Origin of the sequence: Streptomyces sp. NPDC007875, assembly GCF_042868035.1 — a bacterium.
Lineage (GTDB): Bacteria > Actinomycetota > Actinomycetes > Streptomycetales > Streptomycetaceae > Streptomyces > Streptomyces antimycoticus.
Genome location: NZ_JBIADZ010000003.1, coordinates 297,577 through 324,273 on the forward strand (window position 1 = coordinate 297,577; position 26,697 = coordinate 324,273).

General features: G+C 74.5%; 2 protein-coding genes (1 of these 2 only partly in view). Both read right to left on the reverse strand.

Annotated elements, in window-relative coordinates:
• On the reverse strand, positions 1-22,386 hold the full coding sequence (locus ACFYOY_RS08310) for a non-ribosomal peptide synthase/polyketide synthase (RefSeq protein ID WP_388585580.1): 22,386 nt from the start codon (positions 22,384-22,386) through the stop codon (positions 1-3).
• A protein-coding gene (locus ACFYOY_RS08315) for an amino acid adenylation domain-containing protein (protein ID WP_388585583.1) crosses the window boundary here: on the reverse strand, positions 22,383-26,697 show its 3' portion. The gene runs 12,674 nt beyond the window's last position; only the last 4,315 of its 16,989 coding nucleotides appear in the window; the start codon falls outside the window, past its right edge — the gene reads right to left on this strand; it ends in the stop codon at positions 22,383-22,385. Before ACFYOY_RS08315 ends, ACFYOY_RS08310 begins: the two co-directional genes overlap by 4 nt.

Genomic DNA, 26,697 nt, shown 5'->3' on the forward strand with positions numbered 1-26,697 from the left:
TCAACGGTCGGACGGGGTCGGGGTGGTGCGCGCGTCGCGCAGGGACCGGGCGAGCACCGGGCCGATCACGGCCCAGGCGGCGGCCTTGGTGATGTCGTTGTGGGCGCAGGCCACGTCGTGCCGGACCACGCGCCCGTCGACGTACGGATCCCACAACTCGGGGGTGTAGGCCGAGCCCTCCTTGCCCTGCGCGGCGTGGAAGACCAGCACCTCGCCGCGGAACCGGTCCAGGCGGAAGTCCGCGGTGATGCGGGAGATGTTGGTGCCCACCCGCGCCAGGGCTTCGATGTGCCGTTCCTCCAGCCCGGCGATGGCGCTGTCGCCGTCGTCGAGCAGGGCGCGGGCCCGTGCGTGGTCCAGTGGGCCGTCGCCCAGTTCCGCCGGGTCGTGGCCGAGGTATGCCAGCAGTTGCCGCAGAACGTCCTCGGGCCGCTCCTCGACCGCCTCATGGGCGTTGACCACGGGGTAGGCGTCGAGAATGGCCAGCGTCGCGACGTGTTCCCCGGCGGCCTGCAGCCGGGTGGCGATCAGATGCCCCAGGACACCGCCGAGCGACCAGCCCAGCAGATGGTACGGGCCGTGCGGCTGGATGGCCCGGATCTGCTCCAGGTAGTCCTCGGCCATGGCCGCCACCGACTCCGGCAGCGGCTCATCGCGGGCCAGGCCGCGCGCCTGGAGCGCGTACACCGGGTGCTCGGGGTCGATGTGGCGCAGCAGCCCCGCGTACGTCCAGCTCAGCCCGCCGGCGGGCGGCAGGCAGAACACCGGCTCGGCGCCGCCGGTGCCCCGCAGCGGGAGCACCACGTCCAGCGGGTCGCCCTCGTCGCCGGCGGTCAGCCGCTCGGCGAGGCCCTCGACGGTGGGGCTGTCGAACAGCGCGGCGATGCTCACCGCGGTGCCGAAGGCGAGGTTCACCCTGCTGACCAGCCCGGCCGCGGTCAGTGAATCGCCGCCGAGGTCGAAGAAGTTGTCCTCGACCCCGATCCGGCCGACCCCCAGCGCCTCGGCGAACAGCCCGCACAGGACCTCCTCCCGCGGTGTCCTGGGCGCGCCGCCGCCGGTGCTGCCCGCGGTGTCCGGCGCGGGCAGGGCCGGCCGGTCCAGCTTGCCGTGCGGGGTGACCGGCAGGGTGTCCAGGGTGACGAACGCCGCGGGCACCATGTAGTCGGGCACCTGGCCCGCGAGGTGCTTGCGCAGCACCATCGGGTCGAGCCGGCCCCCGTCGTGCGGCACCACGTACGCCGTGAGGCGGCGCCCGGCGGGGCCGGACTCCCGCAGCACGACGGCGGCCTGGGCCACGTCCGGGTGGCCGAGGAGCACCGACTCGATCTCGCCGGGCTCGATCCGGAAGCCGCGTACCTTCAGCTGCTCGTCGGCCCGGCCGACGAAGGTGAGCTGCCCGTCGTGGCTCCAGCGGACCAGGTCGCCGGTGCGGTACATGCGCCCCCCGGGCGTGCCGAACGGGTCGGCGACGAACCGCTCCGCGGTCAGCGCGCCGCGGCCCAGGTAGCCGCGCGCCAGGCCGGGCCCGCTGACGTAGAGCTCGCCGGCCACCCCGGGTGGCACCGGCCGCAGCCGCGCGTCCAGCACGTAGGCGCAGGTGCCGGCGATGGGCCGGCCGATGGGGACCGCGGCGCCCGCGGTGAGCGGATCGCTCATCGTGGCGCACACGGTCAGCTCGGTGGGCCCGTACGCGTTGATCATGCGCAGCCGCGGCGCCCACTGCTCCACCTGATGCGGCGGACAGGGCTCGCCCGCGACCACCAGGGTGCGCAGCCCGGGCAGCCCGTCGGGTGCCACCGCGGCCAGCGCGGTGGGCGGGATGGTGGCGTGGGTGACCCCGTGCCGGGCGACCACCTCGGCCAGCGCCGGACCCGGCATCAGCTCGGCCGCCGGGGCCAGCACCAAGGTGGCGCCCGCCGTCAGGGCGGTGACGATCTCCGAGACCGCCGCGTCGAAGCTGGGCGAGGCGAACTGCAGCACGCTGCTGTCCGCCTGGATCGCGAACCGCTCGTTCTGCGCCGCCGCCAGATTGCCGATGCCGCGGTGGGTGACCACGACGCCCTTGGGCCGTCCGGTCGTGCCCGAGGTGTAGATGACGTACGCGGCCTCGTCGGGTGAGGCGGGCCCGGCCGGGACCGGGGGCGCGTCGCTGTGGGCCGCCCACGCGGCCCGTACCGCGGGGTCGTCCAGCACGAGCGCCGGCCGGTCCCCGCCGGCCTCCTCCAGCAGGCGGACCGTGTCCGTGGTCGCCACCATCAGCGCCGGGCGCGCGTCGTCCAGGATGAACGCGCACCGCTCGGCCGGATAGCGCGGGTCCACCGGCAGGTACGCCGCGCCCGCCCGGGCGACGGCGAGCACGGCCACCGCCGTGTCGGGCGTGCGCTCCAGCACCAGACCGACCAGTGAGCCCTTCCCCGCGCCGCGCTCGGCCAGCAGCCGTGCGAGCTGGTTCGCGCGCCGGTCCAGCTCCGCGTAGCTCAGCCGCTCCTGTCCGCAGGCCACCGCGGTGCGCCGCGGGACGCGCCGGGCCTGCTCGGCGACCAGCTCGGACCAGCGCGACGACGGGACGGCGCGGGCGGTGTCGTTGAACCGCCGCAGCACCTGGTCGCGCTGGCCCGGGCCGAGCAGGTCGACCCCGCCGGCCGGCTGGTCCGGGTCGGTGGCCAGCGCCCGCAGCCAGCGCATCAGCTGGTCCACGAGCCCCGCCGCGGTCGGCGCGTCGACCACATCGGGCCGGTGGTCCAGCCGCAGCCGCAGCGTTGCCCCGCGCATGGACGCGCACAGGGCCAGCGGATAGTGGGTGGCCTCGCGCGTCTCGTCTCCGCTGACGTCCACCTCGCCCGGCTCGGAGTCCAGGCCCGGCGGCGGGGCCGGGTAGTTCTCGAACACCGTGGCCGAGTCGAAGAGTTCGCCGAGGCCCGTCAGCCGCTGCACATCGGACAGGCGCAGATACGGATAGGCCATCAGCGCCGACTGCTGCCGCTGGATCCGCTCCAGCAGCGCCGACAGGGGCTCCGACGGGTCCAGGCGGACCCGGACCGGCAGCGTGTTGATGAACAGCCCGACCATCGTCTCGATGCCCGGCACCTCCGGCGGCCGCCCGGAGACGGTGGCGCCGAACACCACGTCGTCCCGGCCGGCGAGCCGGCCCAGCAGGGTGGCCCAGGCGCCCTGCACGACCGTGTTGAGGGTCAGCCCGTGGCGGCGCGCCACCTCGGCCAGCGCCGCGCTCAGTTCCGCGTCCACCTCCACGACCCGGCGCGACGGCACGGCCGTTACCTGGGCGCCGGTCCGCGGCGCGAGCAGCAGCGGCTCCTGCAGCCCGGCCAGCGCCTCGCGCCAGGCGTCCTCGGCCTCGCCCCGGTCCTGCCGGGCGAGCCAGGCGAGGTACGCGCGGTGGTCCGCCGGGACGGGCAGCGCCCGGTCGTCACCCGCCGCCCCGTACAGGGCGGCCAGTTCACCCAGGAGGATCGGCATGGACCAGCCGTCGAGCAGGATGTGGTGGTTGGTGAACAGGAAGCGGTACGCGTCCTCGGCCACCCGGATCAGGGTGAAGCGGATCAACGGTGGCCGGCCCGGGTCGAAGCGGCGCGCACGGTCCTCCGCGACGATGCGCTCCACCTCGCGGTCGAGCTCCTCGCCGCCGAAGGTCCGCAGATCGTGCTCGTACCAGGGCAGCGCCAGGTCGTCGACCACCACCTGCACCGGGCGGTCCAGGTCGTCCTGGCGGAAGGCCACCCGCAGGTTGGGGTGGCGGCGCAGCAGGGTGCGCACCGCGGCCCGTAGCGCGTCCCGGTCCACCTGACCGTCCAGCGCCCACAGGAACTGGACGGTGTACGGGTCGTGGCCGGAGTCGTCATAGCGCGCGTGGAAGAGCAGCCCCTCCTGCAGCGGGGTGAGCGGCAGTACGTCCGCCAGGCCCGGCAGATCGGCTTCGAGCCGCTCGATCTGGCGCTGTGTGAGCTGGACGAGCGGCAGATCGGAGGGGGTGCGCCCGCCGGCGCCCGGCCGGCGCCCCAGGTCGGCCAGCGCTTGGAGCGCCTCGACCCAGCCCGCGCACAGCTCGAGGACCTCCTCGTCGGTGAACAGCCCGTCCGGCCAGGTCCACATGCAGCTCAGGGACGGGCCGTCGGCGGTGTCGTCCGCACGCGCGTTGATCTCCAGGGCATGGCCGAACGGCCGCTGCCCGTCGGTGTCGCCGTCATAGCGGCCGGTGTCGTACACCGGCTCGGCAGCGGTCGGCGGCAGTGGGTCGCCGGGCGTCGCGAACCGGCCGAAGTAGTTGAACGCGACCTGCGGTTCGGCGCCGCCCGCGAGGCGGGCGGCGGACTCGGGGTCGAGGTAGCGCAGCAGCCCGTAGCCGATCCCGTGGTCGGGGATCCGCCGCAGCTGCTCCTTCACCGCCTTCGCGGCCCGTTCGGCGGCCGGCCCGCCCACCCGCGCGGGGCCGAGACCGGACAGGTCGATCCGCACCGGGTACATCGCGGTGAACCAGCCGACGGTCCGCGTCGGGTCGACACCGTCCACGATGTCGTGCCGGCCGTGGCTCTCCACCGCCACCAGGACGTCGTCGCGGGCGTCGCCGCGTCGCGCGGCGCGCCACCGGGTCAGGGTCAGCGACAGCGCGGTGAGCAGGATGTCGTCCACCCCGCCGTGGATGGCGCGCGGTACGTCCGTCAGCAGCGCGGTGCTCAGCTCCACGGGCAGCCGGACGTGGGTGAACCGGGTCGAGGCGACGGTATCGCGGGCCGGGTCGAGCGGGCGGCGGCCCAGCATGGGCTCGGGTGCGCGCACCACCTCCTCCCAGAACCCGGTCTCGGCGCGCCGCTCGGCCGCCAGCCGGTGCAGCCGGGTGGCCCAGCCGCGCAGCGAGGTGCCCACCGGCTGGAGGGCGATCTCCCGGTCCTGGGCCGCCGCCTCGTACGCCTCGGCCAGGTCGGGCACCAGCACTCGCCATGACACTCCGTCGACGGCCAGGTGGTGCACCAGGAGCAGCAGATGCCCGCCGTGGTCCGGGCCCGGATCGAACCACACGGCCCGCACCATCACCCCGTCGTCCGGGGCGAGTTGGGCCGCCGCCGTCTCGCGGTGCGCGGTGACCGCGGCCTCCAGCGCCGCCTCGTCCAGGCCCGCCACCTCCACGCGCTCCAGCAGCTCCTCCGCGCCGGCCGCCGGGAGCTGCGGGATCTCCAGACGCCACCGCTCCTCGTCCCGGTGCAGCCGCATGCGCAGCGCCGCATGGTGCTCCAGCAGCGCCTGCAGCGCCCGCACCAGCGGCTCCCGGGTGGCGCCAGCGGGCAGCGGGACGACGCGGGACTGGTGGAAGCCCTCGATGGGGCCGCCCCGCTCGCGCAGCCAGTGCACGATGGGCAGCAGCGGCACCTCACCGGTGTCCGGCTCGTCGGCCCCGTCCGCGGTGTCGTCGTCGAGGCGGACCACCCCGGCCAGCTCCGCGACGGTCGGGTACTGGAACACATCGCGCGTGCTGATCAGCAGCCCGGCCCGCCGGGCGCGGCTGACCAGCTGGATCGACATGATGCTGTCGCCGCCCAGGTCGAAGAAGTTGTCGTCGATGCCGATGGAGGGCAGGGCCAGCACCTCGGCCATCACCGCGCACAGCCGCGCCTCCCGCTCGGTGCGCGGCGCCCGCGAGGTGGCCGCGGCGGAGAAGTCGGGCGCGGGCAGGGCACGCCGGTCGAGCTTGCCGTTGACCGTGGTCGGCAGGGCGTCGAGGGGGACGATCGCCGCGGGCACCATGTACGCGGGCAGCCGCTGCTCGGCGTAGCCGCGCAGGTCGGCCACCAGGGTGCCCAACTGCCGTGAGCCGAGCGGGTTGTTGACGTGGGCCGCGGGCTCCAGGCGGGTGGCGGGCAGATACACATCGGTCAGGAGGGGCCCGTCGGCGCCGAAGACCGCGTCCAGCCGCCCGGGTGCGCCCGGGGCGTACGTGACGAGCACGGTCAGCCCGAGGCGGTCGCCCAGGGCGTACAGCGCCTCCGGGTCGATGCCCGGCTCGTCGGGGCGGTGGAGGGCGTCCACGGCCTCGGCGACCTCCCGTCCCTCGGCGAGGGCCTGGAGCGCGGCCTGCTCCCCGGCCAGCCGGGCGTCCGGGATGCCCGTCACGCGCACCGGCCCGCCGCCGCGCCCGGCCAGCACGCGCTCCATGCCGGCCAGGTCGGTGACGTCCACGCCGTGGCGCAGCCGTTCGACGTCGCCGAGGTCGTGTGCGTCCACCGGGCCGGTGCGCAGCACCACGTCGAAGCGGTGGCGGGTCAGCTCGTTGCCGCTGCGCCCGCGCTTGACCCGGACGTCCACGGCCGTGTACGCGGGGATGTCGCGGGCGACGGCCGCGAAGTACTCGGGGTCGACCAGGAGTTCCTTCTCCATCAGGATCGTCTGCTCGACGGCCCGGGACAGCTCCGCCGCGCCCTGCTGTCCGGTCCACCCGTGCAGCCGCGCCGCGGTCTGGAAGGCGCGCTGGGTGCGCAGGTTGCGCTGGTCGCCGAGGAATACCGCGCCTCCGGGGACCACGAGGTCCGCCAGTGACTCCAGCAGCTCGGTGAGGTAGGCGGCGTGGGGGAAGTACTGGGCGACGGAGTTGATGACCACGGTGTCGAAGAAGCCGGTGGGCAGCCCCTCCAGCTCATGCGCGGCGCGCAGCTTCAGCTCGACCCGGCCGGCCAGTTCGGGCCGGGCCGCCACCTGGGCGCGCAGTACGGCGATGGCCTCGGCGGAGAAGTCCAGGCCCCAGTAGGTCTCGCAGTCACCGGCGAGCTTGGCCAGCAGCAGACCACTGCCGACGCCGATTTCCAGCACCCGGCGCGGCCGCAGGGCACGGATCCGCTCCACGGTGGCGTCCCGCCACTCCCGCATCTCCTCGATCGGGATGTCCTCGCCGGTGTAGCTGCTGGCCCAGCCGCTGAAGTCCTCGCCGAACTCCTCCGGCCGCTCGGCCCCGTACATCTGCGCGTACAGCTGCTGCCACTGGTCGATCTGCTCCTCGGCGGAGCCGGTCTCCTCCGCGGTGCCGTCGGCGCCCGGCACCACATACGCCACCAGCTGGTGGTCGCCGGGGCGGTCCTCGCGCACCACGACGGCCGCCTGGGCGACGTCCGGGTGGCCGGCGAGCGTCGCTTCGATCTCGCCCGGTTCGATCCGGAAGCCGCGGATCTTGACCTGGTCGTCGGCGCGGCTGAGGAACTCCACCGCGCCCTCGGCGTTCCACCGCACCAGGTCGCCCGTCCGGTACATCCGGCCGCCCGGCGGGCCGTACGGATCGGCCACGAACCGCTCGGACGTCAGCTCCGGCCGTCCCAGGTAGCCGCGTGCCAGTCCGGCGCCCGCGATGTAGAGCTCGCCCGGGACGCCGGGCGGGACCGGGCACAGCCCGTCGTCCAGAACGTGGACGCGCATGTTGTCCAGCGGCCGTCCGATGGGGATCTGGGCGGGGACGTCATCGGGGTCCGGCACCCGGAAGCGGGTGGCGAAGGTGGTGGTCTCGGTCGGGCCGTAGCCGTCCACGACCACGGTCCCCGGGCAGGCCGCCATGACCCGCCGCACCGCCTCCGCGGGCACCACGTCGCCGCCGGTCCACACCTCGGCCACGCCCGCGAAACAGGACGGGGCCTCCTCGGCGGTGAGCCGGAACAGCCCGGCGGTCATCCACAGCCCGGTGACGGCGTGTTCGGCGACGACCCGCTCCAGCGTCGGAAGGTCCAGGTCGCCCGGCGGGGCCACCACCACCTGGCCGCCGTTCAGCAGCGGCACCCACAGCTCGTACGTAGCGGCGTCGAACGCCTGCGGCGAGTGCTGCAGCACCCGGCGGTGCGCGCCCGAGGCGAACGCCCGGTCCGCCGCGAGTGCCGTGACGTCGGCGTGCGTGATCGCCACGCCCTTCGGCACCCCGGTCGAACCGGAGGTGTACATCACGTACGCCAGCTGCTCGGGGCGCACGGCCGCCGGGAGTGGTGCGTCCTGTCCGTCGGCCGGGGCCGGGGCGTCCACCACGAGGACGGTGGCGTCGTGCGCGCACTCCGGTGCGGGCGAGGCCAGATCGGTGAGCAGCACCGAGACCTGACTGTCCGCCATGATGTGGCCGCGCCGGGAGGCCGGGTAGCGCGGATCGATCGGCACATACGCGGCGCCGGCCTTGAGCACCGCGAGGATCGACACCACGAGCCCGGGTGAGCGCTCCTGGAACAGGGCGACCCGGTCCTCGGGGGCGACCCCGAGTGCGACCAGGCGCCGCGCGAGACGGTCGGACGCCTCGTCCAGCTCCCGGTAGGTCAGCCGCCGCTCGCCCGCGGCGACGGCCACCGCGTCCGGCGTACGCGCCACCTGGGCGGCGAGCCGCCCGGTCACACTGTCCGGCACGGCGTTCGTGGCGGTGTCGTTCCACCGCCGTACCACGGTCTCCCGCTCCTCCTCGCCCAGCAGATCGATCGAGGAGACCGGACGCCCGGGATCCGCTGTTACGGCGGTCAGCAGCCGCTCGAGGCGCTCCAGCAGCCCGGCGACCGTGGCGGCGTCGAACAGGTCGGTGCTGTACTCGACGAACCCGTCCATGCCCTCCGGCGCGCCGCTGTCGTCGTCGAACTGCTCGGCGAAGCTGAAGAACAGGTCGAAGCGGGAGGCGCCGGTGAAACCGTCCGCGGCCGTGACGGTGAGCCCGGGCAGCTCCAGGTCGGCGGCCGCCGTGGCGTTCTGCAGGGCCAGCATCACCTGGAACAGCGGCTGGTGTGCCGCGGAGCGATCCGGCCGCAACACTTCCACCAGATGGTCGAACGGCACGTCCTGGTGGGCGTACGCGGCCAGCGCCGTCTCCCGGGCGCGGCCGACCAGCTCGGCGAACGAGGGGTTGCCGCCGAGGTCGTTGCGCAGCACCAGGGTGTTGACGAAGAAGCCGACCAGCTTGTCCAGGGCCTCGTCGGTGCGGCCCGCGATGGGGCTGCCCAGCGGAATGTCCGTGCCCGCGCCGAGCTTGTTCAGTAGCGCCGCCACCGCGGCCTGCATCACCATGAAGGTGCTCGCGCCCTGCTGCCGGGCCAGCGCCCGGATCGCGGTGTGCAGCCGCGCGGGCAGCCGGATGTCCAGCCGTCCGCCCTCGAAGCTGGCCACCGCCCGGCGCGGCCGGTCGGTGGGCAGGTTCAGCTGGTCGGGCAGGTCCGCCAGGGCCCGCTCCCAGTGGCCGACCTGCGCCGCGAACAGGCTGTCCGGATCGGACTCCTCGCCCAGCAACTCCCGCTGCCACAGCGCGTAGTCCGCGTACTGCACCGGCAGCGGCTGCCAGTCGGGCGCCCGCCCGGCGCAGCGGGCCGCGTACGCCCGGGCCACGTCCCCGGCCAGCGGGCCGATCGACCAGCCGTCGCCCGCGATGTGGTGGACGACCAGGACGAAGACGTGCTCGGTGGGCGACAGGGAGAGCAGGGACGCCGCCACCGGCAGGCCGGCGGTCAGGTCGAACCGGACCCGGACCGCCTCGGCCGTCGCGGCCTCCACCTCGGACGGCGTCACCTTGCGCGCGGCGATCTCCACTCGGGCGTCGGCCCCGGTCAGGATCTGCTGACTGGGCACGCCGTCGACGTCGGGGAAGAAGGTGCGCAGGCTCTCGTGCCGGTCGAGGACGTCGTCCAGCGCGGTCTGCAGCGCGTCCCGGTCCAGGTCGCCGGAGAGCCGCACCACGAACGGCATGTTGTACGTCGGGCTCGGCCCCTCCAGACGATGCAGCAGCCACATCCGGCGCTGGGCGAACGACAGCGGCAGCACCTCCGGACGGGGCAGCGGGCGCAGCGCGGGGCGGGCCCGGTCGGCGCCGTCGAGCCGGCTGACCAGCCCGGCCGCGGTGGGGTGCTCGAACAGGGCGCGGATCGGCAGTTCGACGCCGAAGACCGTGCGCACCCGGCTCATCAGCCGCGTCGCCAGCAGCGAATGGCCACCGGATTCGAAGAAGCTGTCATGGACCGGGAAGGCGTCCATACCGAGGGTCTGGGCGAACAGCCCGCACATGATCTCCTCGCGCGGGGAGCGCGGGGCGCCGCCCTGGGCGCCTTGGGCGGTGGCCGCCGGTTCCGGCAGGGCGCGCCGGTCGAGCTTGCCGTTGGGCGTCATGGGCAGCGCGTCGAGCGCGACGAGCGCCGACGGGACCATGTACTCGGGCACAGACGCCGCGAGATGCGCGCGCAGCGCCCCGGTGTCGGCCGCCCGGCCGGGCGCCGGCACGACGTATCCGACGAGCCGCTGGTCGCCCGGTCTGTCCTCGCGCAGCAGCACCGCCGCCTGGGCGACGTCCTGATGGCGAGTCAGCGCCGCCTCGATCTCGCCGGGTTCGATGCGGAACCCGCGCAGCTTCACCTGGTGGTCGACCCGGCCCAGGTACTCCAGGCACCCGTCGGAGCCCCACCGGGCGAGGTCCCCGGTGCGGTACATCCGGGTGCCCGCCGGGCCGTACGGGTCGGCCACGAAGCGCTCCGCCGACAGGCCGGGCCGCCCCAGATAGCCGTGGGCCAGACCCGAGCCGCCGATGTACAGCTCGCCGGCGACCCCGGCCGGGACCGGCCGCAGCCGCCCGTCGAGGACGTGGACGGTGGTGTTGGCGATCGGGGCGCCGATGGCCGGGGTGCCCGGGCGGGTGCCGAGCGCCGCGGTGGTGGACCAGATGGTGGTCTCCGTCGGCCCGTACAGGTTGGTCAGCTCCGCGCCGGCCCCGGTGATCCGGTCCGCCAGTTCGCGCGGCAGCGCCTCCCCGCCGGCCAGGGCGCGCAGGCCCCGCGGCGCGTCCGGGGCGTGGGCGACCAGGGCCTGCCACAGGGACGGCGTCCCCTGCAGAACGGTCGCGCCCGCCTCGTCGGCCAGCCGCAGCAGCGCCGCCGGGTCGCGCACCGTGTCGCGGTCGGCGATGACCACCGCCGCGCCGCTCACCAGCGGGAGGTACAGCTCCAGCGCGGCGATGTCGAACGACACCGTGGTGACGGCCAGCAGCCGGTCGGCGGCCCCCAGCGGGAACCGCTCGGCCATGTCGCCCAGGAAGTTGGCCAGCGCGCGCCGCGGCACCACCACCCCCTTGGGCCGTCCGGTCGATCCCGAGGTGTGGATGACGTACGCGGGGTGCTCCGGATGCACCGGCGCGGCCCGCTCGCCGTCGGCCCACGGCCGCGCCGGCGAATCCGGTCCGCGGTGCGGCTCGGCGTCGTCCAGCAGTTCCAGGCTCGTGCCCTCGGGCAGGGCCGCGGCGGTGGTGCGGGTGGTGAGGGCGAGCAGCGGACGTGCGTCGGCGAGGGTGGCGGCCAGCCGCTCCGCGGGGTGCGCGGGGTCCAGCGGCAGGTAGGCCGCGCCCGAGCGCAGGACCGCCAGCAGCGCCACCAGCATGCCGGTGCCGCGCGGCAGTGCCACGGCGATCAGGCTGCCGGGCGCCGCGCCGCGCTCGATCAGGCGCCGGGCCAGCCGGGTCACGGCGGCGTCCAGTTCGCCGTAGGTCAGCGACCCGTCGGGGCCGCGCACCGCGAGGGCGCCGGGGGTGGCCGCGGCGCGCCGGGCGAGCAGCGCGTCGACGCCGTCGGCGGGGACCGTGCGCCGTGGCCCGGTGCCCGCCGCGCGCAGCGCCGACCGCTCTTCGGGGTCGAGCAGTTCCAGCTCCCCGACCGCCTCGTCGGGCGCGGCGATGGCCGCGGACAGCAGCCGCACCAGACGGGCCGTCAGGTGGGCCACCCGTTCGCCGTCGAACAGGTCGACGGCGTAGCCGACCGTCCCGGTGATACCGGCCGGTGTGCCATCCGCGGCGTGGTGCTCCGTGAAGGTGAAGGACAGATCGAACTTCTCCGTCTCCAGCGTGAAGCCCTCCGGCTCGACCGTCAGCCCCGGCAGGCCCAGGCTCCAGTCGGCCCGCGCGGCGTTCTGCAGGTTGAGCGCCACCTGGAACAGCGGGTGGCGGGCCATCGAGCGGCCCGGGTTGACCGCCTCCACCAGGCGCTCGAACGGAAGGTCCTGGTGGGCGTAGGCCGCCAGGTCGGTCGCGCGCACCCGGTCCAGCAGCTCGGCGAAGGTCGGCTCTCCGGAGGTGTCGGTGCGCAGCACCAGGGTGTTGACGAAGAATCCGACCAGGTCCTCCAGGGCCTCGTCGGTGCGTCCGGCGATCAGGCTGCCGATCGGGATGTCCGTGCCGCAGCCCAGGCGCGAGAGCAGCGCGGCCAGGCCCGTCTGCAAAACCATGTAGACGCTCGCCTGCCGGGACCGGGCCAGCTCGCCGATCCGCCGGTGCAGCTCGGCGGGGATCTCCACCGGGACGTGCGCGCCCTGGTAGCTCGCCACGGCTGGGCGGGGACGGTCGGTGGGCAGGGCCAGCTCGTCGGGCAGCCCGGCCAGCGTCTCCTCCCAGTAGCGCAGCTGCCGGGCGATGGGGCTGTCCGGCTCGGCCTCGTCGCCGAGCACCGCGCGCTGCCACAGCGCGTAGTCGGCGTACTGCACGGGCAGCGGCTGCCAGCCGGGCTCGCGGCCGGCGGCCCGCGCCCGGTAGGCGGTTGCCAGGTCGGCCATGAGCGGGGCGAGCGACCAGCCGTCGGCCGCGATGTGGTGCATGGTCAGGGTGAGCACATGGGTATCCGCGGCCGGAGCGAACAGCCGGGCCCGGAGCGGGGGCTCGACGGTCAGATCGAAGCCGCCGCGCATCTCGGCCGCCAGCAGAGCGGGCAGCCGCTCCTCGGTGGTCTCGGTGACGTCCGGCCGCGGCGCGGCCCCGTCCACGGGGAGCACCCGCTGGACGGGGACGCCGGCGGACTCGGGGAAGACGGTGCGGAACACTTCGTGCCGCGCCACCAGATCACCCAGCGCCGCGGTGAGCGCGTCCCGGTCGAGCGCACCGGTCATCCGCAGGGCGACCGGCAGGTTGTACGCGGAGTCGGCCGCGTCGTCGAAGCGGTTGAGGAACCACAGCCGCCGCTGGGCGAACGACAGCGGTACCTCGTCCGGGCGCGGCATCGGCGCGAGTGCGCGGCGGCCCGCCCCGGCCTGGGTGAGGTGCGCGGTCAGCCGGGCCACCGTGGGCGCCTCGAAGACGGCGCGGATCGGCAGCTCCAGCCCGAAGACCGAGCGGATCCTGCTGACCAGCCGGGTGGCGAGCAGCGAATGCCCGCCCAGATCGAAGAAGTTGTCGTGCACGCCGACGTCCGGCACCCCGAGCATGTCCGCGAACAGGTGGCACAGCAGCTCTTCCTGGGGGGTGCGCGCACCGGCCGCGCCCGGCCCGTCCCGCCGGTCCGCCACCGGCGCGGGGAGCGCCGCGCGGTCCACCTTGCCGTGCGCGGTCAGCGGCAGCTCGTCCACCGTCAGATACGCCTGCGGCACCATGTACTCCGGCAGCCGCCCGGCCAGATGCCCCGCCAGGTCGGCGGGCGCGCAGGGCGCGGTGCCGGGTGCCGGGACGAGATAGGCCACCAGACGCTGGTCGCCCGGCCGGTCCTCGCGGACGATCACCGTCGCGCCGGCGACGGCCGGATGCGCGGCGAGCGCCACCTCGATCTCGCCCAGCTCGATCCGGAAGCCCCGCAGCTTGACCTGGTCGTCGCCGCGGCCCACGTACACCAGCTCCCCGGCCCGGTTCCACTTGGCCAGGTCGCCGCTGCGGTACATCCGGGCGCCGGGCGGGCCGTACGGGTCGGCCACGAACCGCTCCGCGGTCAGCGCCGGCGCGTGCAGATAGCCGCGCGCCAGCCCCTCACCGGCCAGATACAGCTCCCCGGTCACGCCTTCGGGCACCGGTTCGAGCCCCGCGTCCAGCACATACAGCCGGGCGTTGGCCTGCGGCCGCCCGATCGGCACCGGCCCGTCCGGCAGCGGAGCCCCGGGGGCGAGGCGGTACTCGGCGCAGTTCACGGTGGCCTCGGTCGGCCCGTACACATTGCGCACCGTCACGTCCGGGTGCCGCTCGCGCCATTCGCGCAGGCTGGTGCCGAGCAGCGGCTCGCCGCCGAGCAGCAGGTCGCCGGAGGGCGAGTAGCCGTCGGGCAGCGCGCTGAGCAGCGGCAGATGGCTCGGGGTGGCCTTGAGGAACGTGGCAGGCGCCGCGGCCAGCCCGGCCTCCTCCCGCGGCGCGGGTTCGCTGAGCGAGGCGAGGTTGACGCAGCCGCCGGCCAGCAGCGGTGTGTACAGGCCGGTGACGGTCAGGTCGAACGAGACGGGCGAGTGCACCAGCGCCACCCCGCGCGCCGACGCGTACTCGGCGGTGGTGTGCGCCAGGTAGTCGGCGAGCGAGTGGTGCTCGACCACCACGCCCTTGGGCCGCCCGGTGGAGCCGGAGGTGTAGATGACGTACGCCGCGTCCCGCATGGACAACGGGCGGGTGCGCTCCGCGTCGGCCACCGGTCCGCTCTCGGCCGCCGCCAGGACCGCCGCCGTCTCCGGCGCGTCCAGCAGGACCACGGGCGCGGCGCACTCCGGGAGCCGCGCCGCGGTGGCGGTGTCGGTGAGCACCAGCGCGGGCGCCGCGTCGCCGAGCACGAAGGCGATGCGGTCGGCCGGGTTGCCGGGGTCGATCGGCAGATACGCGGCACCGGATGTCACCACCCCGAGCAGGGCGGTGACCAGCAGCGGTGTCCTGGGCAGCGCGACCGCGACCAGCGCGCCGGGTCCGGCACCGGCCGCCCTCAGGTGGCGGGCGAGCCGGCCCGCGGCGGCCGCCAGCTCGGCGTACGTCAGCGTGAGCGGGCCGCGGACCACCGCGGGCGCGTCCGGGGTGCGTGCCGCCTGGGCGGCGAACAGCTCCGGCAGGGGCGCCGCGGGCACCTTCACGGCGGGGCCCGCCGCGTACTCCGACACCAGCCGGTCGCGTCGCTCGGCGGGCAGCATCGGCAGGTGGTCGACGGCCCGGTCCGGGTCGTCCACGGCGGACCGCAGCACCCGGTCCAGACAGGCGGCGAAGTCCTCCGCCGTGGCCTGGTCGAACAGGTCGACGCTGTACTGGATGTCGCCCTGGAGCCCGGCGGGGGCGCCGTCGGCGTCATACTCCTCGGAGAAGCCGAAGGCCAGGTCGAACCGGGCCGCGCCGAGGTTGACCACGTACGAGGTCACCTCCAGGCCGCGCATCTCGCTGGCGTACTCCGGCAGGTTCTGCAGGTTCAGCAGCACCTGGAACAGCGGGTGCCGGGCCAGTGAACGAGGCGGGTTGACGGCCTCCACCAGCCGCTCGAACGGCACGTCCTGGTTGCCGTAGGCACTCAGGTCGGTCTCCCGCACCCGGTCCACCAGCTGACGGAAGGTCGGGCGTCCGGAGGTGTCGGTGCGCAGCACCAGCATGTTGGTGAGGAAGCCGACCATGTCGTCGAGCGCCTCGTCGGTGCGGTTGGCGATCACGCTGCCGATCGGGATGTCGGTGCCCGCACCGACCCGGTGCAGCATCGTGGCGAGCCCGGCCTGCAACACCATGTACAGGCTCGCGCCCGTCTCCTGGGAGAGCGCCAGCAGCTTCCGGTGCAGCTCCGCGTCGAGCCGGTAGTACACGGGCATGCCGCGGTGGCTCGCGACCGCCGGGCGCGGACGGTCCACCGGGAGCGCCAGCTCCTGCGGCAGCGCGGCGAGCTGCTCCTGCCAGTAGCGCAGCTGCCCGGAGAAGACGCTGTCCGGGTCGTCCTCGTCGCCCAGCACCTGCTGCTGCCACAGCGCGTAGTCGGCGTTCTGCACCGGCAGCGGCTCCCACCGCGGCGCCGTCCCGTCGCAGCGCGCGGCGTACGCGGTGGCCAGGTCGGTCGCCAGCGGCCGCATCGACCAGCCGTCACCGGCGATGTGGTGCAGCACGAACAGCAGGACGTGGTCCTCCTCCGCCAGGCGGAACAGCGACACCCGCAGCGGCACCTCGGCTGTCAGATCGATACCGCGGCGGACCTCGGCCTCCAGCCGCTCGTCCACGTTCCCGGGGCCGGCCTCCACCACCGTCAGATCGGGCCGCGCCTCTTGCGCGGGCAGGATCCGCTGGTAGGGCACGCCGTCCCGCTCGGGGTACACCGTCCGCAGGCTCTCGTGCCGGCCGACGAGGTCGCCGAGCGCGTCGGCGAGCGCGGCCTGGTCGAGCGGGCCCCGCAGCCGGATCGAGATCGGCATGTTGTACGTGGCGCTCTGGCCGTCGAACCGGTTGATGAACCACAGCCGCCGCTGGGCGAACGACAGCGGGATGTGCTCCGGCCGCTCCATGGCCCGCAGCGCGCTGCGTCCGGCGCGGGCGTCGTCCAGCCGGGCGGCGAGCGCCTCGGCCGTCGGCGCGTCGAACACCGCCCGGATGGGCAGCTCCACACCGAAGGCGGCCCGGACCCGGCTGACCAGCCGGGTGGCGAGCAGCGAGTCGCCGCCGAGGGCGAAGAAGCTGTCGTCGACGCCCACGTCCGGCCGCCCCAGGAGGTCGGCGAACAACCTCAGCAGCTGCTCCTCGCGCGGGGTGCGGGCGGCCCGGCCCAAGACGGCGACCTCGGGCGCGGGCAGCGCCGCGCGGTCGACCTTCCCATTGGCGGTGAGCGGAAGCCGGTCCAGGGTGACCACGGCGGAGGGCACCATGTAGTCCGGCAGCTCGTCGGCCAGCCGGCGGCGCACCGCCTCGGCGTCGAGGGCCGCGCCGTCGGCGGGCACGAGGTAGGCGATGAGCCGCTGCGGGCCGTCGGCGGCGCGGCGTGCGATCACCGCGGCCTGGGCCACCCGCGGCAGCCGGGAGACGGCCGCCTCCACCTCGCCCAGCTCGATGCGGAACCCGCGGATCTTGACCTGGTCGTCGGCGCGGCCCGCGAACAGCAGTCTGCCCTCGGGTGACCATCGCACGAGGTCGCCGACCCGGTACATGCGGGAGCCCGGCGGGCCGAACGGGTCGGCCACGAAGGACGCGGCGGTCAGCCCCGGCCGGTCCCAGTAGCCGCGTGCGAGCCCCTCACCGGCGATGTACAGCTCGCCGGTGACCCCGGCCGGTACCGGCCGCAGCATGCCGTCCAGCACATAGACGCGCATGTTGTCCATCGGGCCGCCGATCGGCACGGTGCCGACGGGTGGGGTGGCGGCGTCCATCCGGTGGAAGGTGGCGAAACTGGTGGTCTCGGTCGGACCGTAGGTGTCCTTGAACACCATGCCGGGGAAGCGGTCCAGCAGCCGGGCGACCGAGGCGGCGGGCACCACGTCGCCGCCCGCGAGCAGTTCGCGCACCGGCGCCAGGCACTCCAGGTCCTCGTCCACCACCAGCCGGAACAGTCCTGCCGTCAGATGCAGCGCCGTCACCCGGTACTCGCTCAGGAGCCGCCCGAGGGACGCCACGTCCAGGTCCTCCGGCGGAGCGAGCACCACCTGGCGGCCCCTCAGCAGCGGCATCCACAGTTCGTAGTTGGAGGCGTCGAAGGCGTGCGGGGCGTGCAGCAGCACCCTGTGGTGGGCGTCCCCGGCGAAGCAGCGGTCGAGCGCGAACGCCAGCAGATCACGGTGGGTGACGGCGACACCCTTGGCGCGACCGGTGGAGCCGGAGGTGTACATGATGTACGCGAGCTGCTGCGGATGGCCCGCGACGTGCGGGTCCTCGGCCGGCTGTTCGGCCAGCCGCGGCTCGTCGTCCACGACGATGACCGGACCGCCGGCCGGGGGCGCCTCGGAGGCCGACGCGGTGTCGGTCAGCACCACCGCGGCGCCCGTCTCGGCGACGATGAGGGTCGTGCGGGCCAGCGGTGCCCGTGCGTCCAGTGGTACGTAGGTCCCTCCGGCCTTCAGCACGGCCAGCAGCGACACGACGAGATCCGGCGAGCGGCGCTGCAGCACGGCCACCCGGGAGCCCGCGGTCACGCCCGAGGCGCGCAGCAGCTGGGCCAGCCGGTTGGCGGCCGCGTCCAGCTCCTGGTAGGTCAGCTGCCCGCCCTGCCACAGCAGGGCCGGCTCATCCGGCACCCGCGCGGCCTGTTCGGCGAACCGGCGCTGCACGGTGTCCGCCAGGGCGGGCACCTCGACGGCGGTGTCGTTCCACTCGGTCAGCAGCCGCGTGTGCTCGGCCCCGGTCAGCAGCCGCAGCCGCGACAGCCGCCCGCCGGGCGCGTCGGCGAGCTGGCCGAGCACCGAGGTCATGCGCTCCCACAGCCGCGCCACGGACTCCGCGTCGAACAGCGACGGGCGGTAGTGCAGCCGCCCGGTGAGCTCCTGGCCGCCGGGCTCATCGGCCAGGACCACCGCCAGGTCGAACTTCTCCACGCCCAGGGCCGCGTCGTCCGGGCGCACCACCAGACCGGGCCACCGCAGGGTGCCTCCACCGCCGCGTACGGTCAGGGCGACCTGCGCCAGCGGATGGCGCGAGGCGACCAGATCCGGCTCCAGACGGCGCAACAGCCGCTCGAACGGGACCGGGTGGCGTCGGGCGTCGGCGGCCGCCTTGCCGACGCGGGTGAGCAGGTCGGCCACCGTCGGATCACCGGAGGTGTCGACGCGCAGCACGGACAGATGCGCCCCGAAGGCCGCGGGGCCGGACTCCTCGGCGGGGTGCGACAGGGTGGCGACGGGCACGTCATGGCCGGCCCCGAGGCCGCCGAGCACCAGGGCGAACGCGGCGCGCAGGACCGTCTCCAGGTCGGTGCCGGACCGCTCGGCCAGCACGCCGAGGCGCTCCCGCGCCGCGGCGGCCAGCCGGACGGGTACCGCGTGCGAGGGCTGGGCGTCCACGGCCGGGCGCGGCCGGTCGGTGGCCAGCGGCAGCTCCTCGGGCGCACCCGCCAGGTGTCCGTCCCACCAGGCGAGGGCCTCTTCGTCCCGGGCCCGGTCCGGCTCCGGCTCCGCCTCCCAGCGCACCGGTTCGCCGCCGGTCCGGGCCCGGTAGGCGGACGCCAGGTCGCGCAGCAGCCGTCCACCCGCCCAGTCGTCGCCCGCGATCCGGTGCACCACCGTCACCAGCACGGCTTCGCCGCCGTTGACGCGGAACAGTGCGAACCGCACCGGCAGCCGGGTGGCCAGGTCGAATCCGCCGGCCACCTCGGCGGCCACCGCCGCCTCGTCGAAGTCGGCCACCGTGAGTGGGACGCGTACGCTCGACGGCGGCAGCACCGCACCGCTCGGCTCGCCGTCCCGCTCGGGGAAGACCGTGCGCAGCGCCTCGTGCCGGGCCAGCACATCGTGCAGCGCGGCGCGCAGCGCCTCCTGGTCGAGGTCGCCGGTCAGCCGCACGGCGAACGGCACGTTGTGGGTGGCGGCCCGGTGCTCCTCGAAGCGGTTGATGAACCACAGACGGCGGTCCGCGCGGGAGACCTCCACCGTGCGGGCCCCGGCCGCGGACGCCGCGTCACCCTGCGGCAGCGCGGCCGTGATCCGGGCGGTCAGCGCCTCGACCGAGGGTGCCTCGAAGATGACGCGGATCGGCACGTCCACCCCGAAGGCCGAGCGGATCCGCCCGGCCAGCCGGATCGCGAGCAGCGAATGCCCGCCCAGCTGGAAGAAGTCGTCGTCGGCACCGACCTCGGGTACGCCGAGGACATCGGCGTACAGACCGCAGACGATCTCCTGCTCAGGGGTCGAGGGCGCGCGCCGGGTGCCCTGCGCCGCCGGCGCCGGCAGCGCGGCCTTGGCCACCTTGCCGTTGCGGGTCAGCGGAAGCTCGTCGAGGACGACGAAGGCGGCGGGCACCATATAGCCGGGCAGCCGCTCCGCGACGTGCTCGCGCACCTCGTCCGCACCGGCCCCCTCCACCACCACGTACGCCACCAGGCGGCGGTCGCCGGGGCGGTCCTCGCGGACGGTGACGACCGCCTGCCGCACCGCGGCGTGGCCGCGCAGGGCGGCCTCGATCTCACCGGTCTCGATGCGGAAGCCACGGATCTTGACCTGGTCGTCGGCCCGTCCGGCGAACGTCAGCTCCCCGGAGTCGGTCCAGGCCACCAGGTCGCCGGTGCGGTACATGCGCTCCCCGGCCGCGCCGAACGGATCGGCCACGAACCGCTCCGCGGTCAGCGCCGCCCGCCCCAGATAGCCGCGGGCGAGCCCCACCCCGCTCAGATACAGCTCGCCCACCGCGCCCACCGGCACCGGCCGCAGCGCCTGGTCCAGCACATAGGCACGCACGTTGTCCAGCGGTGTGCCGATGGACGGCGCGGCGCCCCGCGGGGTGAGCCCGTCGGTCATGGTGGCGGCGACCGTGGCCTCGGTCGGCCCGTACGCGTTGACCATGTGGCGTCCCGGCGCCCAGGCGGAGACCAGTTCGGCCGAGCAGGCCTCGCCGCCCACCATCAGCCCGCGCACCGTGCCGAGGCCGCCGGCCGGCATCATCGACAGCGGCGACGGCGGGATCATCAGATGGGTGATCCGCCGCTCGTCGAGCAGCGCGGCCAGGTCGGGGCCCGGCGCGAGGCGCTCTTCGGGCGCGCACACCAGGGTGGCGCCGGTGAACAGGGCCTTGGACAGCTCCCAGAACGAGGCGTCGAAGCTGGGGGAGACGAACTGCAGTACCCGGTCGCCCGGCCCCACCAGGTGCTTACGACGCTGTACCGCGACGGCGTTGGCCAGACCCAGATGGCTCACCACGACGCCCTTGGGGCGCCCGGTGGAGCCGGAGGTGTAGATGACGTAGGCCGGGTGCAGCGGGTGCGCGGGAGCCGTGCGCTCCTGGTCGGTCAGCGGGGTGCGCGCGGTGTCCGCCAGCGCGGCGACCAGCCGCGGGTCGTCCAGCGGCAGCACCTCGGCGGCGCCGGTGGCGGGCAGCATCCGGGTGGCGCCGTTGGTGGTGAGCACCGCCGCTGGCCGCGCGTCGTCGAGGAGGAAGGCGATGCGTTCCCGCGGGTAGCGCAGATCGACCGGCAGGTACGCGGCCCCGGCCTTGGCCACCGCGAGTACCGACAGCACGAACGCGATACCGCGCGGCAGCGCCAGCGCCACGATCCGCTCCGGCCCGATGCCGCGGGCGGCCAGCTGGCGGGCGAGCTGATTGGCCCGCGCGTCCAGCTCCCCGTAGGTGACGGTGGTCGACTCGTACTCGACGGCGACGGCCTCCGGTGCGCGGGCGGCCTGGGCCTCGAAGAGCTGGGCGAGGGTGGCCGGTTCGACGGGCCGGCCGGTGTCGTTGAACCGCACCAGCAGCCGCTGCCGCTCGGCCGCGTCCAGCAGGTCGAGACGCCCGACCGGCTGCTCCGGCTCGGCCACGAGGGTCTCCAGCAGCCGCCGTGCCCGGTCCAGCAGGGCCGCGGTCTCCTCGGCGCCGAACAGGTCGGGCTGGTAGCTCAGCCGCAGATGCAGCCGCTCCCCGGGCAGCACCATCAGCGCGATCGGATAGTGGCTGTAGTCGGTGCCCTCGGACTCCACGACGCGCAGCCCGGTGCCGGGCAGGCTCTCGGCGTTGTGGTCGACGGGGAAGCTCTCGAACACCGTCATGGTGTCGAACAGCTCGGCCCCGCCCGCCAGCCGCTGGATCGCGGCGAGCCCCAGGTGCTGGTGCGGCAGCAGCTCCGTCTGCTCGGCCTGGACCCGTACCAGCATGTCCAGGACGGACTCGCCGGGATCGATGCGCACCCGCACCGGCAGGGTGTTGAGGAACAGGCCGACCATGTTCTCCACACCCGGCAGCTCCGGCGGGCGGCCGGAGACGGTGGTGCCGAAGACCACGTCACGGCGCCCGGTGAGCTGGCTCAGCAGCAGCGCCCACACACCCTGGACGACCGTGTTGAGGGTGAGCGAATGGCGCCGGGCCAGCGCGGTCAGCGCGGTGGTCAGCGAACGGCTCAGGTCGAGGGTGGCCCGCTCGGGCAGCACCGCCATGCGGTCCGGTGCCACCGGCCGCACCACCATCGGCTCGGCCAGGCCGTCGAGCGCCTCGGCCCACGCCTGTTCGGCCGCCGGCCGGTCCTGCCCGGCCAGCCAGACCAGGTAGTCGCGGAACGGCGGGACCGGCGGCAGTTTGCTGTCATTGGTGCCGCCGCGCGCGTACAGCGCGAACAACTCGCTGAGCAGCAACGGGATGGACCAGCCGTCCAGCAGGATGTGGTGGTGGGTGAAGAGCAGCCGGCAGCGCTCGGCACCCAGACGGATCAGGGTGAACCGCAGCAGCGGCGGGCGCGCGAGGTCGAACCGGCGGGTGCGGTCCTCCTCCGTCAGCCGTGCCACCTCGGCCGCGCGCTCCTCCTCGGTCAGCCCGCCGAGGTCGTGCTCGGCCCAGGGGACCGGCACCTCCCGGATCACCAGCTGCACGGGCTGGGCGGAGCTGCGGTGCTGGAACGACGTCCGGAGGTTGGCGTGGCGGCGCAGCACGGTGGCCGCGGCCGCCCGCAGGGCGTCGGCGTCCAGCCGGCCCTCCAGCTCGACGCTCAGCTGTGAGGTGTAGAGGTCCACGCTGCGGTCGTCGTACAGGCTGTGGAAGAGCAGCCCCTCCTGCAGCGGGGTGAGCGGCAGGATCGCTTCAACTGCCGATGTGCTCATTCCGGCAACCTCCAGTCAGATTCGAGCAGTGAGAGTTCGTCGTCCGAGAGCGACACCAGGGACCGGTCGACCGTCCCGTCGTCGGGCGGCGGTGGCGCGCTCGGCGCCGGGGCCCCCTCCGGTGTGGTGTCGGTGGGTGTATCGGCGACGGCCGCCATGTCCGCCGCCGTCTTGTGCCGGAACACATCACGGGCGGTGAGGACCACACCGGCGGCCCGCAGACGGCTGACGAGCTGGATGGAGATGATGCTGTCGCCGCCCAGGTCGAAGAAGTTGTCGTCGATGCCGATCGTGGGCAGGGCCAGGACCTCCGCCATCACGGCGCAGACCTGGGCCTCCAGCTCGGTGCGCGGCGCCCGTGACGTGGCGCCGCCGGTGAACTCGGGCGCGGGCAGCGCCCGGCGGTCGAGCTTGCCGTTCACCGTCATGGGCAGCTCGTCGAGCGGGACGAACGCGGCGGGCACCATGTATTCGGGCAGCTGCCGCTCGGCGTGGGCGCGCAGGTCGGCCACGAGGGTGCCCAGCCGGCGCGAGCCGAGGGGGTTGTTGACGTATGCGCCGGGCTCCAGCCGGGTGGCGGGAAGGTACACATCGGTCAGGGCCGGCCCGTCGGCGCCGAAGACGGCGTCGAGCCGCCCCGGGGCGCCGGAGGCGTAGGTGACCAGGACGGGCAGCCCGTGCCGCTCGGCCAGGGTGTGAAGTGCCTCCGGGTCGATGCCCGGCTCGTCGGGGTGGCCGAGAGCCTCCAGGACCTCGGCGACCTGGCGCCCCTCGGTGAGGGTGTTCAGCGCGGCCTGTTCCCCGGCCAGCCGGGCGTCCGGGATGCCGGTGACCCGGATCGGCTCACCGCCGCCCTGGGCCAGATGGCGTTCGAGGTCCGCCAGGTCGGTGAGGTCCACGCCGTAGCGCAGGCGCTCGATGACGCCGAGGTCGTGTGCGTCCACCGGGCCGGTGCGCAGCACCACGTCGAAGCGGTGGCGGGTCAGCTCGTTGTCGCCGTGGCCGCGCTTGACCCGGACGTCCACGGCCGTGTACGCGGGGATGTCGCGGGCGACGGCCGCGAAGTACTCGGGGTCGACCAGGAGTTCCTTCTCCATCAGGATCGCCTGCTCGACCGCCCGGGACACCGCGGCCTCGTCCTGGTGCTCGGCGCGCTGCCGCAGCCGGATCGCGGTCTGGAAGGCGCGCTGGGTGCGCAGGTTGCGCTGGTCGCCGAGGAATACCGCGCCTCCGGGGACCACGAGGTCCGCCAGTGACTCCAGCAGCTCGGTGAGGTAGGCGGCGTGGGGGAAGTACTGGGCGACGGAGTTGATGACCACGGTGTCGAAGAAGCCGGTGGGCAGCCCCTCCAGCTCATGCGCCGCGCCCACCCGAAGCCGCACCCGCTCCGCCAGCTCCGGCCGGGCGGCGACCTGACGGCGCAGTACGGCGATGGCCTCGGCGGAGAAGTCCAGGCCCCAGTAGGTCTCGCAGTCACCGGCGAGCTTGGCCAGCAGCAGACCACTGCCGACGCCGATTTCCAGCACCCGGCGCGGCCGCAGGGCACGGATCCGCTCCACGGTGGCGTCCCGCCACTCCCGCATCTCCTCGATCGGGATGTCCTCGCCGGTGTAGCTGCTGGCCCAGCCGCTGAAGTCCTCGCCGAACTCCTCCGGCCGCTCGGCCCCGTACATCAGGTCGTACACCTGCTGCCACTGGTCGATCTGCTCCTCGGCGGAGCCGGTCTCCTCCCGGGAACCGTCCAGCGCGGGCACCACGTACGCCACCAGTTGCGGATCCCCCGGGTGGTCCTCCCGCACCGTCACCACGGCCTCGTCCACTTCGGGGTGGTCCCGCAGGGCGCGCTCGATCTCGTCGGTCTCGATGCGGTAGCCGCGCACCTTGACCTGGTTGTCGACCCGGCCGACGAACTCCTGCCGGCCGTCGGGGAGCCAGCGCACCAGGTCGCCGGTGCGGTACATCCGCTCGCCGGGGGTGCCGAACGGGTCGGCGACGAACCGCTCGGCCGTCAGGGGAGCCCGGTACAGATAGCCGCGGGCCAGCAGCTCGCCCGCGATGTACAGCTCGCCGGGGACACCCACCGGCACCGGCCGCAGCCGCGCGTCCAGCACATACATCCGGGTGTTCCAGGCGGGGCCGCCGAGGGTCACGACGCCGGGGCGCACCTCGTCGCCCGGCGCGATCCGGTGGACGCTGCAGCCGACCGTGGTCTCGGTGGGTCCGTACTCGTTGTGCACGGTGGCCCGCGGGTTGCGGGCGCGCCAGTTGGCGAGCGCGGCGTCGGTCAGCGCCTCGCCGCCGATCACCAGGTCGTCGGCGGGAGAGAACTCCGGCGGCAGCGCGTCGAGCAGCCGCAGGTGGGTGGGCGTCACCTTCAGGAACGACAGCGGGGTGGCGTCAAGCGCCTCGACGGCCTGCCGGTCCTCCTCCATCCCGGCCACGTGCAGGCGGCCGCCGGAGAGCAGCGGCCCGAACAGCGCGGTCACCGTCAGGTCGAAGGAGATCGGCGAGTGCAGCAGCGCGGTGCCGCGCAGCGCCGGATAGATGTCCAGGGCCCAGTCCAGGTATTGCAGGACGGAGGCGTGGGCCACGGCCACGCCCTTGGGGCGACCGGTCGAGCCGGAGGTGTAGATGACGTACGCGACATTGCTCCGGTGCAGCGGACTGCGCCGCTCCGCGTCGTCGAGGGCATGGCCGGGACGCGCCGCGAGCTCCGCCCGGGTATCGGGGGCGTCGAGGTACAGCCGGGGCCGGGCATCGTCCGCGGGCAGCTGGGAGGCGCCCTGCGCGGTGCACAGCAGCAGCGTGGGCCGGGCGTCGTCGAGCATGAACCGGACGCGCTCCACGGGGTGGCGCGGATCGAGCGGCAGATAGCCCGCGCCCGCCTTGAGTACCGCGAACACCGCGACCAGTTGCTCGACCGACGCCGGGAGCGCGATCGCCACCAGCGTCTCGGGGCCGACGCCGCGCTCCACCAGCAGCCGGGCGAGCCGGTTGGCCTCCTGGTCGAGCGTGGCGTAGTCCAGCGTGCGGTCGCCGCCGAGCAGCGCGGGGGCCGCCGGGGTGCGGGCCACTTGCTCCTCGAAGCGGCTGACCAGGGTGCCGGTGGGGGCGGGGCGCGCGGTGTCGTTCCAGTCGACCAGTATGCGGCGGCGCTCGTCCTCGTCCATGATCGCGAGCGCGTCCAAGCCGCGGTCCGGGTCCTGGATCGCACTGCGCAGCAGCCGGATGAGCCGCCGGACGAAGCCTTCGACGGTCTCCGCGTCGAACAGGTCGGTGGCGTACTCCACGGACCCGTTCATGCCGGCGGGCAGACCGTCGGCGTCATGCGTCTCGGTGAAGCCGAACATGAGGTCGAAGCGGGCGACCTTCATGCCCACGAACTCCTCCTCGCCCCGCACCTCGGGCAGGTCCACCACGGGAGTGGCGTCGTTCTGCAGCCCGAAGGCGACCTGGAACAACGGGTTGCGGGAGGGATCGCGCTCGGGCTTGAGGGCGTCCACCAGCCGCTCGAACGGCATGTCCTGGTGCGCGTAGGCGGCCAGGTCGGTCCCGCGCACCCGGTCCAGCAGCTCCCGGAAGCCGGGGTTGCCCGAGGTGTCGGTGCGCAGCACCAGGGTGTTGACGAAGAACCCGACCAGGTCCTGTACGGCCTCGTCGGTGCGGCCCGCGATGGGGCTGCCCAGGGGGATGTCCGTCCCCGCCCCGAGCCGGGTCAGCAGGGTCGCGAGCCCGGCCTGGAGCACCATGAACACCGTGACCCCGCACTGGCGGGCGAGCTCGGTGAGCCCGGTGTGCGTCTCGGCGTCCACCTGGAAGACCACATCGTCGCCGCGGTAGCTGGGCACGGCCGGGCGCGGACGGTCGGTGGGCAGGGCCAGTTGCTCGGCCACGCCCTCCAAGGTCTCGGTCCAGAATCGCAGTTGGCGGGCGAACGGGCTGTCCGGCCCGGCCTCCTCGTCCAGCAGCTCGCTCTGCCACAGGGTGTAGTCGCCGTACTGGACGGGAAGCGGCTCCCAGTCCGGGGCCTGGCCGTGCAGCCGCGCCGCGTAGGCGGTGCTGATGTCCCGGCACAGCGGGTCCATCGACCAGCCGTCACCGGCGATGTGGTGCACCACCACCAGCAGCACATGTGTCCGCTCGTCCAGCCGCAGCAGCTCCACGCGCAGCGGCGGGTCCACCGCCAGATCGAAGGGGCGGCGGGCCGCCTCGGTCAGCGCCTCGGCGACCGAGTCGGCGGCCACCGTGGTCACCGGCAGGTCGATCCGCAGCCCCCCGGGGTCCAGGACGCACTGCCAGGGGACACCGGCC

Bases quoted from the DNA above. Each gene is read 5' to 3' on its own strand.
- ACFYOY_RS08310 (WP_388585580.1), bottom strand. From the start codon at position 22,386: ATGAGCACATCGGCAGTTGAAGCGATCCTGCCGCTCACCCCGCTGCAG.